Source organism: Synechococcus sp. CC9902 (assembly GCF_000012505.1).
GTDB lineage: Bacteria > Cyanobacteriota > Cyanobacteriia > PCC-6307 > Cyanobiaceae > Parasynechococcus.
Genome location: NC_007513.1, coordinates 2,113,798 through 2,129,678, shown reverse-complemented (window position 1 = coordinate 2,129,678; position 15,881 = coordinate 2,113,798). Strand labels below are relative to the sequence as shown.

At 56.9% G+C, this 15,881-nt stretch carries 16 protein-coding genes; 8 read left to right on the top strand and 8 right to left on the bottom strand.

Going from position 1 to position 15,881, the window contains the following annotated elements; genetic code table 11:
* Window positions 1–258 carry a hypothetical protein gene (locus tag SYNCC9902_RS11240; RefSeq protein WP_006173546.1) on the bottom strand — a complete coding sequence of 86 codons (258 nt, stop codon included), beginning with the start codon at window positions 256–258 and terminating at the stop codon, window positions 1–3.
* A 61-nt stretch (window positions 259–319) separates the two neighbouring features.
* Between SYNCC9902_RS11240 and SYNCC9902_RS11235 the strand changes: the two genes are divergently transcribed.
* Complete coding sequence (locus SYNCC9902_RS11235; protein WP_011360953.1) at window positions 320–790, top strand: hypothetical protein; 471 nt, start codon at window positions 320–322, stop codon at window positions 788–790.
* 2 nt (window positions 791–792) lie between these two features.
* Window positions 793–1,443, top strand: coding sequence for a 2OG-Fe(II) oxygenase (locus SYNCC9902_RS11230; protein ID WP_011360952.1), 651 nt, complete (start codon window positions 793–795; stop codon window positions 1,441–1,443).
* Window positions 1,444–1,577: 134 nt separating this feature from the next.
* On the opposite strand, the gene SYNCC9902_RS11225 is transcribed toward SYNCC9902_RS11230, so the two are convergent.
* Window positions 1,578–2,873, bottom strand: coding sequence for a mechanosensitive ion channel family protein (locus tag SYNCC9902_RS11225; protein WP_011360951.1), 1,296 nt, complete (start codon window positions 2,871–2,873; stop codon window positions 1,578–1,580).
* A complete protein-coding gene (locus tag SYNCC9902_RS11220; RefSeq protein ID WP_011360950.1) occupies window positions 2,870–4,120 on the bottom strand; it encodes an extracellular solute-binding protein in 1,251 nt (416 codons plus the stop codon). The genes SYNCC9902_RS11225 and SYNCC9902_RS11220 overlap by 4 nt, the downstream gene beginning before the upstream one ends.
* An 87-nt stretch (window positions 4,121–4,207) precedes the next feature.
* Between SYNCC9902_RS11220 and SYNCC9902_RS11215 the strand changes: the two genes are divergently transcribed.
* The gene (locus SYNCC9902_RS11215) at window positions 4,208–6,952 is read left to right on the top strand and encodes a valine--tRNA ligase (protein ID WP_041425590.1); all 2,745 of its coding nucleotides are present in this window, start codon (window positions 4,208–4,210) and stop codon (window positions 6,950–6,952) included.
* Between the two features lie 66 nt (window positions 6,953–7,018).
* On the opposite strand, the gene SYNCC9902_RS11210 is transcribed toward SYNCC9902_RS11215, so the two are convergent.
* Entirely contained in the window at window positions 7,019–8,092 is a 1,074-nt protein-coding gene (locus SYNCC9902_RS11210) for a mechanosensitive ion channel family protein (RefSeq protein ID WP_011360948.1), read from the bottom strand.
* Window positions 8,093–8,224: 132 nt separating this feature from the next.
* Here SYNCC9902_RS11210 and SYNCC9902_RS11205 point away from each other — a divergent pair, with 132 nt between their 5' ends.
* From SYNCC9902_RS11205 to SYNCC9902_RS11190, 4 genes are read left to right on the top strand one after another with little or no spacing between them, the layout of a single operon-like run.
* Window positions 8,225–9,199: an ABC transporter ATP-binding protein gene (locus tag SYNCC9902_RS11205; RefSeq protein WP_041425588.1), complete on the top strand. Its 975-nt coding sequence runs from the start codon at window positions 8,225–8,227 to the stop codon at window positions 9,197–9,199.
* Window positions 9,199–9,996, top strand: a complete 798-nt coding sequence (locus tag SYNCC9902_RS11200) for an ABC transporter permease (protein ID WP_011360946.1) — start codon at window positions 9,199–9,201, stop codon at window positions 9,994–9,996. Before SYNCC9902_RS11205 ends, SYNCC9902_RS11200 begins: the two co-directional genes overlap by 1 nt.
* Window positions 9,996–10,784 (top strand): ABC transporter permease, encoded by a 789-nt coding sequence (locus tag SYNCC9902_RS11195; RefSeq protein WP_011360945.1) that lies wholly within the window; start codon window positions 9,996–9,998, stop codon window positions 10,782–10,784. The genes SYNCC9902_RS11200 and SYNCC9902_RS11195 overlap by 1 nt, the downstream gene beginning before the upstream one ends.
* 1 nt (window position 10,785) lies before the next feature.
* A complete protein-coding gene (locus SYNCC9902_RS11190; RefSeq protein ID WP_011360944.1) occupies window positions 10,786–11,406 on the top strand; it encodes a TVP38/TMEM64 family protein in 621 nt (206 codons plus the stop codon).
* Here the strand turns inward: SYNCC9902_RS11190 and SYNCC9902_RS11185 are convergent.
* The 4 genes from SYNCC9902_RS11185 to SYNCC9902_RS11170 are packed head-to-tail and all read right to left on the bottom strand — an operon-like array spanning window position 11,403 to window position 15,166.
* Entirely contained in the window at window positions 11,403–11,582 is a 180-nt protein-coding gene (locus SYNCC9902_RS11185; RefSeq protein WP_011360943.1) for a hypothetical protein, read from the bottom strand. The genes SYNCC9902_RS11190 and SYNCC9902_RS11185 overlap by 4 nt on opposite strands.
* Window positions 11,579–12,694, bottom strand: a complete 1,116-nt coding sequence (locus tag SYNCC9902_RS11180) for a TIGR00341 family protein (protein WP_011360942.1) — start codon at window positions 12,692–12,694, stop codon at window positions 11,579–11,581. The genes SYNCC9902_RS11185 and SYNCC9902_RS11180 overlap by 4 nt, the downstream gene beginning before the upstream one ends.
* Before the next feature lie 14 nt (window positions 12,695–12,708).
* Window positions 12,709–14,751, bottom strand: coding sequence for an NAD-dependent DNA ligase LigA (gene ligA, locus SYNCC9902_RS11175; RefSeq protein ID WP_011360941.1), 2,043 nt, complete (start codon window positions 14,749–14,751; stop codon window positions 12,709–12,711).
* On the bottom strand, window positions 14,744–15,166 hold the full coding sequence (locus SYNCC9902_RS11170) for a membrane protein (protein WP_011360940.1): 423 nt from the start codon (window positions 15,164–15,166) through the stop codon (window positions 14,744–14,746). The genes ligA and SYNCC9902_RS11170 overlap by 8 nt, the downstream gene beginning before the upstream one ends.
* 44 nt (window positions 15,167–15,210) lie before the next feature.
* On the opposite strand from SYNCC9902_RS11170, the gene SYNCC9902_RS11165 reads away from it, so the two are divergent.
* Window positions 15,211–15,774: a SprT family zinc-dependent metalloprotease gene (locus tag SYNCC9902_RS11165; protein WP_011360939.1), complete on the top strand. Its 564-nt coding sequence runs from the start codon at window positions 15,211–15,213 to the stop codon at window positions 15,772–15,774.
* Window positions 15,775–15,881 lie beyond the last annotated feature (107 nt).

The following is a 15,881-nucleotide window of genomic DNA, read 5'->3' as shown; positions in this document are numbered from 1 at the left end:
TCAGTCTTCCGGGAAGAGCAGTTCGGCTAGCTCATCAGGATCAACGTCGTAAACGCGCGCGAGGGAAGTTTCGATCGCACTGGTGACTTCGCCAGGCAAGAAACGCATGGAATTAAGCGCATCCTCCGTGATGTCGTCGGTGAGCAGCTTGTCTTCACCCTCGAGTTTTTCGTCATTGATGACGGCCATTACCCAACTCTGGTAGGCGTACACCAGATCCGAGAACTCGAGTTCGGGATCGTTGAGGTCCAGGGCCATGGTCTGAGCCAATCGTTCGCACACCCAGTTTGACCTTCAAGAGGGAAGATGTCCCCAGCAGATGTTCGGTATGAGCCTTCCGGATTCCGATCAGCTGCAGGGAACCCTGGTCGACTTCGCTCTGATCGAGCTGATTCGTCAGCACCGACTCAGCTTTCAACCGCTATGGACCGTGGATAGTTGGGCCAAATTAATGATTTGGCTGGCCCTGAATTGCGGGCTTTCCAGCGATAAAGACAACTTTGAGCACTTCGCTCAGTCGCTGGGTGAACGGATCACTACGCGACTACGCCGTTCATTTTTTGAACGCGAGTTGGCCGATCTGGAGCTTCACGTTTTGGCGGATCCAGCTGATGCTCAGGTGTTGGTGCTGTCCCAGGCACCTCAGGATCCATCGGTTCTTGCGCCAGAACGTCTCACCCGTGCCCTTGAGCGCATTGATCTGTTGGAGTTGGTCAGCGCCGATCGCAGTCGCTGGCAAGCTCTTGATGGAGTGGTAGCGATCCCTTGGAAACGCTCTGAATCCCCTTAGCCATGGACCTCATTGCTCGTTATCAGAACGCTGGCTTTGAAGCGGTCGCTGATGGCGTGATGGCATTTTTCGATCGCCGTACGGATCTGCAACGGCCTGGGGTGGCCTTTGGTTCTGGGGGTGGAGAGGAACCAGACAAAGTGTCGACGGATATCAGTTTGGTGGCCATTGATAAAACTGATCTCGATGCTTTTGCCTTATCCGATGTGATCCTGCGTGGAGTCGCTGCGGGATTAGAGCGCTACCTCCAAGAACGGCCTCTCTTCCGTTCCGTTTGTCCGGACCAAGAGTTGTTTGTGATGCCGATCTTTAATTTGCAGCGCTACGCGCCTGGAGAGGGGTTTAAACGGTGGCATTGCGACTGGACGATGAGTGATGAAGCAACTGAACCCGTTCATCGTGTGTTGGCTTGGATTTTGTACTGCAACTCAGTCGAGGAAGCGGGCACAGAATTCCATTGGCAGAAGCATCATGAACCGGCCGTACGAGGCAAATTAGTGATTTTTCCGGCAGGTCCATCCCACATTCATCGTGGACGAGTCAATCAAACGTTCAGCAAGACAATTGCGACTGGTTGGATCAATGCGGGGGCACGTCAAAGTTATATCCAGCGCTTAGCAAAGGGCGCAGTACCTAGCCCTCCTATGCAATAGAAAATGATTGGCTTTTAATTATTTTGATGCAGTATTGAGATTCAAAATTGTGAGCACCTAGCGCATCAATTGTATGGACTGTTATTTAGTGATTTTTTAGTAATTCCTAAGAATTTTTTATTGGTTGGATCGATTTAGTCCGCCTCTTCGGCTTCGCTTTGTAATTGATGGCGTGCATCGCCAAGGCGAAGGGATTGCTCTTTGGACGGGGGCCATTCCATTGGGTATACCTGCCGCTGTGGGAACGGAATGCCAATGCCGTTTTCGTCAAAAGCATTCCAGATCGCTTGGCGCAGATCGCTCCCGACTGCGAAGGCTTCCAGGGGATTTCGCACCCAAAACAGCAACTTGTAGTTGATCGAAGAATCAGCGAAATCAACGGTGAAGGCTGCTGGTGGTGGGTACTGCAGAACCTTCTCGTGCTGTCGGGCCACCTCTTCCAAAATGGCAATCACCTGCTTCGGTTCGTGGTGATAGGCAGCTCCCACCGCCACCACATCACGTCGGGATGTTTCTTCTGCGGTGTACGACTCGGCCTCTTGAGTGAAGAAGTTTTGATTGGGAATTAGGAGTTCGGCACCATCACGACCTCGGCGTAGTTGGGTGGCGCGTAACCCCAGTTTTCGGACGGTGCAGGGGTCACCGTTGATCATCAGGATTTCGCCTGGACGTACGGAACCTTCGAACAACAGCCAGAGGCTGCTGATGAAGTTGGAGATAATTTCTTTAATCCCGAAGCCGATTCCCACCGATAGGCCACCGGCAACGGCCACCAGAGCGGTGCCATTGATGCCGATGTAATAGGCCACCCCAATTACTCCGATGCCGATCACCGAGTAGCGAAGAATTACCTCCAGTGCCTTGCGCCCCTGGGGTTTGATCCCAAAAAAGCCCCCCCCAAGCCAAGCTGCGAATGAGGCAGGGCGACTGGCCATGGTGATGACGAGATAAACGATCACCAATGCCGTGAACAATTTGCCGATGGTGAGTGTGACTCCGAAAACATCGCCAATGGAGATCAACGACAGCGATTCCCGGCTTCCCAGCATCTGGAAAAAGGTGAGGATCGACACCACCAGCAGGATGGGTCGGAAGAACGACTTGTCGATTTCTTCGACGGGGACCTTTGGAAAACGGCCGTTGATTAACTGCTTGGTGGGTTCCACGCAGCGCCAGATCAGCCAGATCAGGGCCAGATACTGCAGATAGCCTGCGGTGACTCCAGCCAGGGTCAGGCTGGTGGCGCTGAGAAAGAGCACCCCCGGCACGATCAGAGGGTTGAGGCTGGCGATTAGAGGAGTGCTGAGTTTGCGTTTAACCCTGGATTCGCTGCTTAGGGCTGCAACGAACAGTCCCACCTGGAGGAGCACGGATCCGCGCTGCAAGTAGCCCAGCCAGGCGGTGGTTTCAGCGGTGATTTCGGTGATCATGAATCGCTCTCCCGCAAGCTTTTGAGGATGTGTTGGCTCGATTCCTCTGGAGAGCTGACGTCGTAGATGGTGTCCAGCAAAGCCTCTGAAATGGCTTCATACCGCTCTGGATCGCGGAACACACGCGCTTTGGATTGCCCTTTGGCGGCGTTTTCTGTAAGCGATTGCTTGGCATACATCACCAATGCTTCCGTTCCACCGGGAATTTTGGCGGCCACGATTTTGGCGGCCTTGCGATTGACGGGTAACGAGTTACGCCCTGCCAGGGCATAGGTTTTTTGGGCCCAAGGTTTGCTGATGAAGTCGATCATCACCAAAGCCTTTTCGCGTTGGTTCCGACTGGAATTGCGTCCCAGCGACCAAACCTGCAATTTGGTGGTGGCTTTGCGTTGCGTGGAAGGACCTTTTGGGAGCGGAGCGAGAGCCAACTTGCCTTGCATTTGTTGTCGAAGGTCCCGCAGGCTGCTGCTCCAGCAGGTGATCCAGTCCAGCTCACCACTGATCAAGGCATCGCGGAGGCTGCGCTGGTCGTTGAGGAAACGAATGTTTTGCTGATAACTGGCTTTTTCGAGCCAGCGCAGCCAGTTGGTCACGTTGGCCTGACGCTCAGTATTGGGGGGCAGCTTCGAGAGGGCGGCTTCCATGGCCTCCCCGGCGTCGAAGGATTCGGCACTCCAGAACAAATCCTTGAGTTGAAGCGCCATACCAAAGTTATTGTCATCGCTCTCTTTTTCCATCTCCTCCAGAGTCATGGGAGGTGAGGCCATGCGCTCCTTGTTGAAGCAGGCCAGCTGTACGAATTGGTTCACTGGACGGCCCACCAGTTGGCCGTCTTGACTTGTGACTAGGTCGAATAGATAGCTCGGCGTATCAGCGCGATCTTCCGGGTCAAGTTGAATCGGATCCACCAAGTTGCGCTGGTAGAGCTCCAATGCCGTATCGCTATCGGTGATCAGAAGATCCGGGCCAAAGCCACTGCGGGTTTGACCCTCAATCTCTTCAACGAAGTTTTTCTGAGACGACAGCGTCAGCTGAGGACGGATCGCTGGATCAACGCTTTTGATGTGATCAATCGCTTCTTCCGTGATCTCACGAAGACGTTCGTAGTCCTCCGCGGACACTGTTTCTGAATTGTCGATCGTGCGAACCACAGTGATCACAACCGGTGGGCGCCAATTGCCGCAGCCGGATGTGAGCGCTGCCAGCGTGATTCCCAAAGCCAGATGTCGAATCCGGATTGGATGCATGGCGCTCAATTGATGAATCGATCCTAGTTGCGTTGGTTAGGGCAGAACAGGGTTTTGCGAGCATGGACAAAGCAATGCATTGCTTCCGTGCCCGAACTGGCCAAAACGTATGACCCGGTGGGTACAGAAGCCCGCTGGCAAAAGGCCTGGGAGGAGCAGGGGGCATTCCATCCGGACCCAGCTGCGGAGGGTGAACCATTTGCGGTGGTGATTCCGCCGCCAAATGTCACCGGAAGCCTTCATATGGGCCATGCCTTTAATACGGCCCTCATCGACACGATCGTCCGCTACCAGCGGTTGGCTGGCAAAAACGTTCTGTGTCTCCCGGGTACAGACCACGCTTCGATTGCGGTTCAGAGCATCCTTGAGAAGCAACTCAAAGAGGAAGGCAAGACACGCCACGACTTGGGTCGTGAGGCTTTTCTTGAGCGGGCCTGGCAGTGGAAAGCAGAGAGTGGCGGCCGCATCGTTGGCCAATTGCGTCGTCTGGGCTATTCCGTTGATTGGAAGCGTCAACGCTTCACCCTGGATGAGGGCTTGAGTGAGGCGGTGAAGGAAGCCTTTGTGCGGCTGCACGAGCAGGGCCTGATCTACAGGGGTGAATACCTCGTGAATTGGTGCCCGGCGTCCGGCTCGGCAGTGAGTGATCTGGAAGTGGAGATGAAAGAGGTGGATGGCCATCTTTGGCATTTCCGCTATCCGCTCAGCAGTGGGGATGGCTTTTTAGAAGTGGCCACCACGCGCCCCGAAACGATGCTGGGTGACACGGCGGTGGCCGTGAATCCCACCGACGAGCGTTATTCCCACCTTGTGGGACAAACCCTGGATCTTCCGTTTGTCGGTCGCCAGATTCCGATCGTCGCTGACGACCATGTTGAAAAAGACTTTGGGACGGGCTGCGTCAAGGTGACGCCGGCCCACGACCCCAATGACTTCGCAATCGGCCAGCGGAATGATCTTCCGCAGATCACCGTGATGCGGAAGAACGGCACGATGAATGCCGCCGCGGGCCGGTTTGAAGGTTTAGATCGTTTCGAGGCAAGGAAAGCCGTCGTTGCTGCACTCGAAGCGGAAGGGTTGTTGGTGAAGGTGGAGGAGTACCGCCACAGTGTTCCCCATTCGGAGCGCGGCAAGGTGCCGGTGGAGCCGTTGCTCTCCACCCAGTGGTTTGTGAAAACGGAGCCTTTGGCTGCCCGTTGTCGGGAGGCGCTCGCCGAGCAGGATCCGCGCTTCCTGCCAGACCGCTGGGAGAAGGTGTACCGCGACTGGCTCACCGATATCCGCGACTGGTGCATTAGCCGCCAACTCTGGTGGGGCCACCGCATTCCGGCCTGGTTTGTGATCAGTGAGACCGACGGCAAATACACGGACACCACGCCTTATGTGGTGGCTCGGGATGAAGCCGAAGCACTGCAGAAAGCCAAGGCGGAGTATGGAGCGGCTGCGCAGATCGAGCAGGACGAAGACGTGCTCGACACCTGGTTCTCCAGCGGGCTGTGGCCGTTTTCAACCCTGGGTTGGCCGGATGCCAATGCCCCTGATTTGAACCGTTGGTACCCCACCAGCACCCTGGTGACGGGCTTCGACATCATCTTTTTCTGGGTGGCCCGGATGACGATGATGGCCGGCGCTTTCACCGGTGAAATGCCGTTTAAAGATGTTTATATCCATGGTTTGGTGCGGGATGAACAGAACCGCAAGATGAGCAAAAGCGCTGGCAATGGCATCGATCCGTTGTTGCTGATTGAGCGCTATGGCACCGATGCCCTGCGCTTTGCTTTGGTGCGGGAAGTGGCTGGGGCTGGTCAGGACATCCGCCTCGATTACGACCGGAAAAAGGACACGTCCGCGACGGTGGAGGCCTCCCGCAACTTCGCCAACAAGCTGTGGAATGCCACCCGCTTTGCGCTGATGAACCTGGGCGGCGAAACCCCCGCCCAGCTTGGGGATCCCGACCCCGCTGCCCTGCAGCTGGCGGATCGCTGGATCCTGTCGCGCTTGGCTCGGGTGAACCGAGAAACGGCGGGGCGATACGGCAGTTATGCCCTGGGCGAAGCGGCAAAAGGGCTGTACGAGTTTGCCTGGAACGACGTCTGCGATTGGTATCTCGAGCTCAGCAAGCGCCGGCTCAACCCTGGTGAGAACCCCTCAGCGGAGGCGTTGGCGGATCAGCGCACGGCGAAGCAAGTGCTGGCCAAGGTGATTAGCCAAATGCACTTGATGCTGCATCCGCTGATGCCCCATCTCACGGAGGAGCTTTGGCACAGCGTTACGGCAGAGGGGGAGGCAACTTTGTTGGCCTTGCAACCTTGGCCGGCCATGGATGAGACATCGCTGGATGATGCGTTGGAGGGGGCATTCGCTGAGCTGATTGCTGCCATCCGTGTGGTGCGCAACTTACGGGCCGTGGCTGGGCTGAAGCCTTCGCAATCCGTGCCGGTGCGTTTCGTCACGAGCCGTGCAGATCTAAAGGCTGTGTTGGAGCAGGGCACGGCCGATATCACTGCTTTGACCCGTGCTGATTCCGTTGACGTGATGACGCCCGCTCAAGCGGAAGCGGCTCCGGTGGCGAAAGCGTTGGCTGGGGTGAGTGGCGAACTGCAGGTGTTACTGCCGATTGAGGGTTTGGTGGATTTAGAAGCGTTGGCGGGCCGGTTGGAAAAAGATATCAGTAAAGCTGAAAAGGAGATCAAGGGTTTGGCTGGTCGCCTGGGCAATCCCAATTTCGCGGATAAGGCGCCACCAGAGGTGGTGGCGGAATGCAAAGCCAATCTTGCGGACGCAGAGGCTCAGGCTGCGCTCGCACGCAAACGGCTGGCGGATTTGCGTTAATCATCGTTTGTTTGTCGTTCTGTTTTTGAGCTGCATGCATGGGAAATAAGTACCCATCAGTGCTACTTAGGACGATGGAAAGACCTGCTCTGGCTTCAGCTCTGGTGCGGGATAGAGCGTGGTGCAGTCGAAGGCAAAATCGGCATTGTTGGCTTGCACGATGGATGCAATTTGCAGGAATACTTCTTGCTGAATATCAAGATATTCTTGCCAAGCCGTGGTTTTAGTAAAACAATAAATCTGTAAATTGAGGGATGAGCTTTCCCAGGAGTTGAAGTGAACCAAGATTATTTGATCTTGATCGATGGAGGGATGGGTCTTCAGTAGATCGCGTATTTGCTTGGTCACGGTGTTCATCACGGGGAGATCTTCGTATCTCAGGCCAATATTTGCCAAAATTCGACGGTTGTACATTTGCCCCGGATTTGTGATGCTGTTGGTGGCAAATACCGAATTAGGGATATACATCGGTCGCCGATCAAATGTGCGTAGACGTGTGTGATACCAACCGATATTTTCAACAGTTCCTTCCATTCCGTTTGTGCTGATCCAATCTCCTTCCTTAAATGGACGGTTGAAAAACAACATGAACCCAGAGAAGAAATTTTGAGTGATGTTTTGCGTGCCAAAGGCCAGGCCGACGCCGGCGCCCCCACCAAGGGCGGCAAGGGCTGTGGCCGGCACACCAAAGGTGAGCATCAGTGCGCCAACACCAATGATCACGATCAAGATTGTGAAGATGCGGCTGAGAAAGCTGACGGCCATTGACCGGTCTTTCGCATCATCCATTTGAAGCCAGCTCTCAAAGCGCCGGGTTTCCATCAGGGCATGGCCGAGGCGATGGATCGCCCACATGACCGCGATCACCGTGATGGCTGCAGATAGTTTCAGCGCATTGCTGCCGTCTAACCAAGTGACATTTTTGGCAATTTGTTGCCCTAGCCAGCCCAGATAGAGGGACGCACTCAGTCCCAGGAGCAGCGGTTGACGGATGGATTTGGCGATTAATTGTCCGAGGCTCCGACCGCGTCGTTCGATTAGGGCAAGGGCCAGCCAGATCAGCAGTAATCCGATGGTTCCTTCGATGACTCCGATGTTTGAGTGCAGGAAGTCCAGATCTCCAACGAGCTGTTTTCGCATTGGCTATTACTGCGTCATTGCTGTGCTCAGTGTGCCGATTTGGATCAACAAGATCAGATCGATCCTTTTAGATAACGATCGATCTCGGGTGCTGTTCTCCCGTAGCGTTGAGACATTGCTTTGGCCCCCGTTTTGATCGAGGTCGAAGGGCTCAGCAAGATTTACCGGGTTGCCGAGAAACAGCCCGGTCTGGCAGGCACCTTGCGTCATTTCGTTCGGCGCCGCACCAGAGATGTGGTGGCCGTGCAAGACGTGTCGTTTCAGATCGCGCCCGGCGAGATGGTGGGTTTCCTGGGGGCCAATGGCGCCGGCAAAACCACCACATTGAAAATGCTTTGTGGCTTGATCCACCCCAGCTCCGGGAGTGTTCAGGTTGCGGGGCACCGGCCGCAACGACGCCAGGCGGAGTTCCTGCGTCGGATCACCCTTGTGATGGGGCAGAAGCAGCAGCTGCTCTGGGATCTTCCGCCGATGGATTCGCTGAGGGTGAATGCGGCGGTGTATGGGATCAGCGATCAGCTCGCCCAGCGTCGGATCAATGCTTTGGCTGATTTGCTTGAACTCGGGGAGGAGCTCACCCGACCGGTTCGAAAGTTGTCGTTGGGCCAACGCATGAAGGCAGAGCTTCTAGCTGCCTTGTTGCATGAGCCCGAGGTGTTGTTCCTCGATGAACCCACCTTGGGGCTGGATGTGAATGCCCAGGCACGGGTGCGGCAGTTTCTGGCTGATTACAACCGCCGCACTGGTGCAACGGTGTTGCTCACAAGCCATTACATGGCAGACATCACGGCGCTTTGCCCCAGGGTGCTGCTGATTCACCAGGGCTCCTTGTTTCACGATGGCCCGTTGGATCAGCTCACCCTTGCTCTTGCGCCGGAACGGGAGGTGCGGCTTGAACTGGAGCACCCCGTTACGGCCGATGCCTTGGTTGGTTTAGGGCGTTTGGAGAGTTTGCAGGGATCATCGGTTCATCTGCGGGTTGCCCGGGATGAGCTCACCAGCGTGGTCGCCGCCCTCCTCGATCGCTTCCCTGTTGTCGATCTTGAGGTCAACGACCCTCCGATTGATGCCTTGATCGGCGACCTGTTCCGTCAGGGGCGCGTTTGATGCGGATCTTTGGGCTGAACCGGCGGATTGTTCGGGTGCTGTTGGGATCCCAGTACGCCCACATGCTCGAGTACCGCGCTGAGATCGCCCTCTGGGCACTCTCCGGTGTGCTGCCCTTCATCATGCTCAGCGTCTGGAGTGGCAGTGAGGCCCGCACCGGCTTGGGGCTCGATGGTGTGGCCCTTGATCGCTACTTTCTCAGCGCCTATCTGGTCCGCCAGTTCACGGTGGTTTGGGTGGTCTACGCCTTCGAGGAGGACGCTCTTCTCGGCCGGCTGTCGCCCTATCTGCTGCAACCTCTGCACCCGCTCTGGCGGTATGTGGCGGCCCACCTGGGTGAGCAGCTCACGCGTCTGCCCTTCGCGGCCCTGATCGCTGCAGTGTTCTTTGTGGTGCAGCCCCAGGCCTTCTGGCTGCCTTCTCTTGGTGGGTTCCTGCTGGCCTGGCTGGCCACCTGGCTGGCCTTTGCGATTGCTTTCCTGTTTCAGAGCTTGATTGCGGCCCTTTGCTTCTGGAGTGAAAAGGCCAGCGCCCTCGAGCGGCTTCAGTTCATTCCTTTTGTCTTCCTCTCCGGCCTTTTGGCGCCGCTCACGGCGTTCCCGCCGGAGGTGCGGGCTTTTGCCCAGTGGACGCCCTTCCCTTATCTGATCGACTTTCCGGCTCGGGTGCTAGCTGGGCAGCCGGTGGACCTGATGGCTGGTTTCGGGGCGCAGCTGGCCTGGATCGCCTTGTTGTTGCCGCTAGTGCTGCTGCTCTGGCGGGCTGGCGTGCGTCGTTACAGCGCTATGGGGGCCTGATGCGGCGGTACTGGCAAACATTGCGGCGTTTCTGGGGCACGGCCGTCGCGGTGCAGTTGGAGTATCAAGCCAATGTGCTGATTGAGCTGCTGGCGGTGGCCATGAGCCTCAGCGGCAGTCTGTTTTTGCTCTCGTTGTTCTATGGCCCCGATCAGACCCTTGGGGGCTGGAGCTGGGCCCAGGCCCTGATGGTGCAGGGTCTCTACACCGTGTTTGACGGCATGGCCACCACCTGGCTGCGCCCAAACCTCGGCGCGATCGTCACCCATGTGCGCGAGGGCACCCTGGATTTCGTACTGCTCAAGCCGATCGATAGCCAGTTCTGGCTCTCGTTGCGCACGCTCTCTCCGGCGGGGCTCCCGGAGATTGGCCTGGGGCTGGCGCTCCTGATCTGGGGCAGCCTCCAGGCAGGGGTGGTGCTCAGCCTGCCTGCACTGCTGACCGTGTTGGTGATGGTGCTGGCCGGGGGCGTGATCTTGTACTCCCTGTGGTTCCTGATCGCCGCCACCAGCATTTGGTTTGTCAAAACCTGGAACGCCACAGAGGTGCTACGGGCCGTGTTGGCTGCGGGGCGATATCCACTCAGTGCCTATCCAGCCACGCTGCGGTTGCTGTTCACGTTTGTGTTGCCAGTGGCCTTTCTCACCACGGTTCCGGCGGAGCTGTTGCTGGGTCGTGTTGCAGCACCGATGCTGTTGTTGGGTTTGGCTCTCGCCTGTGGCTTCTTCGTTTCGGCGAGGGCGTTCTGGTTGTTTGCTTTGCGTCACTACACCTCTGCCTCGAGTTGAGATGCCTGATTGGTCCCATTGGCTGGATCTGGTTTTGCCGTTCCTGCGCTCTCCCTTGGGAGCAGTGGTGTTTATTCCGGTTTATGCCCTTTGGGTGACGCTGCTCCTCCCAGGGATTTGGGCCTCCATGCTGGCGGGGGTGCTGTACGGCACCTGGTGGGGAAGCTTGATTGTGTTCATTGGCGCCTGTTTGGGGGCAGAAGCTGCCTTCCTCATCGGTCGCCATTGGTTACGGGATTGGACGAGTGCTCGTCTGGAGCGCTTTCCCAAGCTTCAGGCGATTGAAAAAGGGGTGAGTCGCGAGGGGCTCAAATTGGTGATGCTCACCCGCTTGTCGCCGGCGTTTCCCTTCTCCTTGTTGAACCTGGCCTATGGCCTCAGTGATGTGAGCTTGCGGGACTACACCATTGGATTGGTTGCGATCCTGCCCGGCACCGTGTTGTTTTGCGCGCTTGGCGCTTTGGCGGGCGACGCGGCCCGATTCGGTGAGGTGTTAGCTGGAGAAACGTCTCCAGGTGCTTGGGTTCTGCGAATTGTTGGCGTGCTTGCCACTCTGGCCGTGGTTTGGCTCGCGGGTCGTGCCGCTCGGAAGGCCTTGGCCGACCAAGAAGCAGACCTCTAATCCTTGGGAGCGGGGGGAGCATCAGGGTTGGGAAGAGACCAATCCCGTAGCGACGCGATTAAGACAAACCAACCCAGGCGGAGCTTCGCTGCCAGCCCACGACGGCTCGAGAGATCGGCATATTTGGCCCGACCACAATCGGTTTTGATCCATTGATCGACCTTGAATTCATTCATGGTGATTCGACTTCCGAGAAGTTGTATTTAAAAACTTGATTGGGAATCACGCTGATGTTGATGCTGATGTCATCGATGCCATGTTCCTTTTTAGAGCGGGTGACAATGCGCTGCTGGAGATCATTGATCACAGCTGGTGTTAGTAATCCTTCTTGAGCATTCAGCACAAGCTCCACAGTCGCATCATTGTCAGCAACCCGTACATTGCTGTAGAGCAATTTTACTTTTTGCCATATGTAAGGGTTGTTTTTTGTCACCTTAAATTGTTTGATTCGACCTGCTTTGAAGTTTGAGAATTGGGCGTCAAGGCTTTGACGCACGCTGAAGTCTTGCAGGGCTGAAGCTAATGGGATGCACAACAATCCAAGTAAGCCGAGCCAAACTAATAGGTTGCGCCAGCTGCGACGAATGGAGCCATAGCGTTGCACTAAAAACACCATCAGGCTGGCAACTGTGATGCCGATCAAGTTGGCCAGAAATAATAAAAATGATCCCTCTGAAACCTGATTGCTGAGGCCAGCCACGCTCCCTCGCCCAAACACCGCGATCACCTCCGGACCCATGCTCAACCCGATTCCACAGACACAAAGAGGGGGAACTAAGGCAACAGCAATGGCGACACCGGCAATCGAATTCGACAGTCGATCACGGGTCAGGGTGAATGCTCCGGCGATCGCTGCCGCAACGGCAATCCCCAGATCGATCAAGTTCGGTGCTGTGCGGCTGTAAATCTCACGGTTCACTTCACTGGCATCGAGAAGCCAGGCAAAAAGAGTGGCTGTACCGACAACGGTGATGACGCCGATTGCGACGGTGATCGCTGAACGTTTGATCAGCCTTTGGTCTGAAATGGCGAGGCCAAAAGCCAGGCTCAGAATTGGATCCATCAAGGGGGCAACAATCATCGCGCCGATCACGACAGCAGTGCTGTTTGAGATCAGTCCCAACGTGGCAATCACGGCTGAACAGATCAGCAGTAGGAAAAAACCAAGCGATGGTTTTGACGATGCAATGCGGCTTCGATAAACATCATTTCGCGGAACTTGAGTTTCGAGGTTGAGTCTCCATTCACCCGAGAGGTTGTTGAGGACGTCACTCAAAAGACTTTGCATTCCCAATGAAACGCTTATGGAGAATCTTTCAGCATCGCCTGAAGGCGATCTTCGTCGAGGATTTTGATGCCCAGTGTTGTGGCTTTGGTGAGTTTGCTCCCGGCCTCTTCGCCGGCAACGAGGTAATCGGTTTTTTTGCTCACGGAGCCAGATACTTTTCCTCCACAGGTTTCAATGCGTTCCTTGGCTTCGGAACGGGAAAGGGTCGGCAAGGTGCCCGTAAGAACGAAGGTGAGGCCTTTGAGGTGTTGTTCGGATGCGGCAGCGCCAAGACGTCCTGGGTCGTTGTCATCCAGCGCGAAGCGAAACCCTTGGCTGCGGAGATCGTCGAGCAAATGTTGGTTCGCTGGGTTGGAAAACCATTGCTGCAGGCTTTGGGCCAGTTCTGTTCCGATCCCATAAATCGCAGTGATGCGTTCGGGGGCGGTGCAGGCGGCCTCCATCAAGCTGTTGGAATCTGAAAATTCTGCGGTGATCGCTTTTGCGCTCACCTCGCCGATGTGATGGATGCCTAAGCCGTACAGCTGCCGGGCCCACGATCGTTGTCGGGACAGCTTCAGGGCTTCAATCAAATTGTTGGCGCTGCGTTCGCCCATGCGATCGAGGCTGCCCAGGAGTGCTGCATCGAGTCGATACAGATCCGCAATCGAACGCACCAAGCCTTGGTCGACGAGCTGTTCGATCAGCTTGCTGCCGAGGCCGTCCACATCCAGGGCGCCCTTGCTCACCCAGTGCCGTAGACCGCCCCGCAGGATTGCCGGACAGCTGCTGTTCACACATCGGGTGGCGACTTCATCGCCTTCCCGCACCAGGTTTGATCCACATTCGGGGCAGTGTTCCGGCAGCTGCACCGGGGTGGCACTGCTGGGTCGGAGTTCAGGCAGCACCCGCACCACTTCGGGAATAATTTCACCGGCTTTGCGCACCACGATGGTGTCGCCCAGATGAAGATCCAGTTCAGCGATCCGATCGGCGTTGTGGAGAGTGGCGCGGCTCACGCTGGTGCCAGCCAAAGCGACGGGTTCGAATTCCGCGACGGGGGTGATCACGCCCGTGCGGCCAATTTGCACCACAACTCGAAGCAGACGACTTGGCGCTTCTTCCGCTGGAAATTTCAGGGCGATCGCCCAGCGTGGTGATTTTTGGGTGAAGCCAGCTTCGTCTTGGAGCACCAAGTTGTTCAGCTTCACCACCACGCCATCGGTGGCATAGGGAAGGTCATGCCGCGCCTGCTCCCAGTGGTCGGAGAAGCGGTTGATGTCCGCAAGATCGGCGCAGAGGGCTCGGTTGGGATTCACGCGAAATCCTGCGTTCTCAAGCCATGTCAGGGCATCCCATTGGCTGGCTGGTTGCTCTTGGGTTGGGAGGTGCAGGGTGTAGGCGAAAAAGTCCAAGCGTCGCGCTGCCACAACTTTGGGATCGAGTTGACGCAGTGTTCCGGCACAGGCGTTGCGGGGGTTGGCAAACAGAGCTTCACCGCGCGACTCCCGTTCCGCATTGATCTCGGCGAACGTGTTGTCTGGGATAAAGGCTTCACCGCGAATCTCCACCCACTCCGGTGGATTGTCGAGCCGCAAGCGGAGCGGAATTGCGCTGATGGTGCGCACGTTGGCGGTGATCTCCTCGCCGCGTTGGCCGTCTCCCCTTGTGGCTGCCCGTTCGAGAACCCCGTTGCGGTAACTGAGGGCAAGCGCGTTGCCATCGATTTTCAGCTCACTCACTAAGTCCAGTGGGCTGCCGAGGGGGCGATCGATCGCGCGCAGTAGCCGTTCATTCCAGGCGCTGAGATCGTCGCGATTGAACGCGTTGTCGAGACTGAGCAGTCCGATGCGGTGCTCGACGCTCGTGAAGCCCTCGGCGGGGGCGCCTCCCACCCTTTGGGTGGGACTGTCGGCGGTTTTTAGGCTCGGGGTGTTTTGCTCGAGCTCCAGCAGCTCTTGGTACAGGCGGTCGTAGACCGCGTCTTCCATGGTTGGCGTATCGAGCACGTAATACGCATGGGCTGCCGTGTTCAGCAGGTTGCGCAGTTCCGTAGCCCGTTCGCTCTGATCAGGCATTGACCCGGTTAATGCGGGCGATGCGCCAGTTGTCATCCACCTTCGTGAAGGTGAAGTCGAGCGGCATTTCGTCGTCGCCGGTTTCCGCTTTGAGCTTCACCGTGAGGATCACATCGCCCTCCTGGATGCGTGGACGTCCAGATTTGAGGTTTCTGAATTTGTTCAGTTTCAGATCCGCTAGGAAACGGATGAATTGCTGGCGCGTCACGTGTTGGCGGTAGGCCTTGGTGGTGAGGAGGTAAGCCGCATCGATGCGACCGGCAGCCACCTGCGTGAAGAACTGTTTGATCAGCGGGTTAATGCCACGGGCGCTGAGGACGAGCTTGACCGCGGTGTAAATCCAGAAGAGCAGGAGGGATCCGCCTCCGGCTAGTAAGGCCTTAATGCCAATGTCGCGTACAAGACCCAGTTCCATGACCACCCTTCAAAGCACGGCTGAGTCTGACTGACCGCGGCAGGATGGCGCGAATTCGGATCTCCCCCGTGCCACTGCAGCCCTTGCTGCCCCTTTTTCATCGGTTGAACCGTGAGCACTTTTCGGGTGTTCTTGTTCGTGCCGGACAGCCTCTGACGGCGGTGCGTTGGAGTGATGGCCGCATGAGCCGCACCGCTGGCTATTACCGGCGGGGACCAGGGGTTGGAGAGGGGCGTGGAAGTGAAATCGTGTTATCTCGGCCCGTGCTGGAGCCGTTGCCACAGGAGGCCACGGAAAGCACGTTGTGCCATGAAATGATTCATGCCTGGGTGGATTTGGTGCAGCGCCGCCGCGAAAGCCATGGCCCCTTGTTTCGGGCTCAAATGGCAGCGATCAATGCTGCGCAGAGCCGCTTTCAGGTGAGCGTGCGTCACAACTACCCGATCCCGGTCCGGCCGCCGCGGTGGATGGCGGTTTGTGCCAGCTGCAAGCGACGGACCCCTTGCCGCCGCCGCACCCGTCATGCGGCCTGCCGATCGTGTTGCAATCAGCATCACGGGGGGCGTTGGCATCCCAGTTGTTTGTTGCACTATGAGCCTGTGGAGTGATGGGGCTGAATGGACGTTTTTTGGCTCACTCTTGAGTGCAGTGGCGTTGCGATTGCGTTGATCGGACTCCGCCGGGAGCATTGGCTGCGCCGCAGGCGTCGTTAATC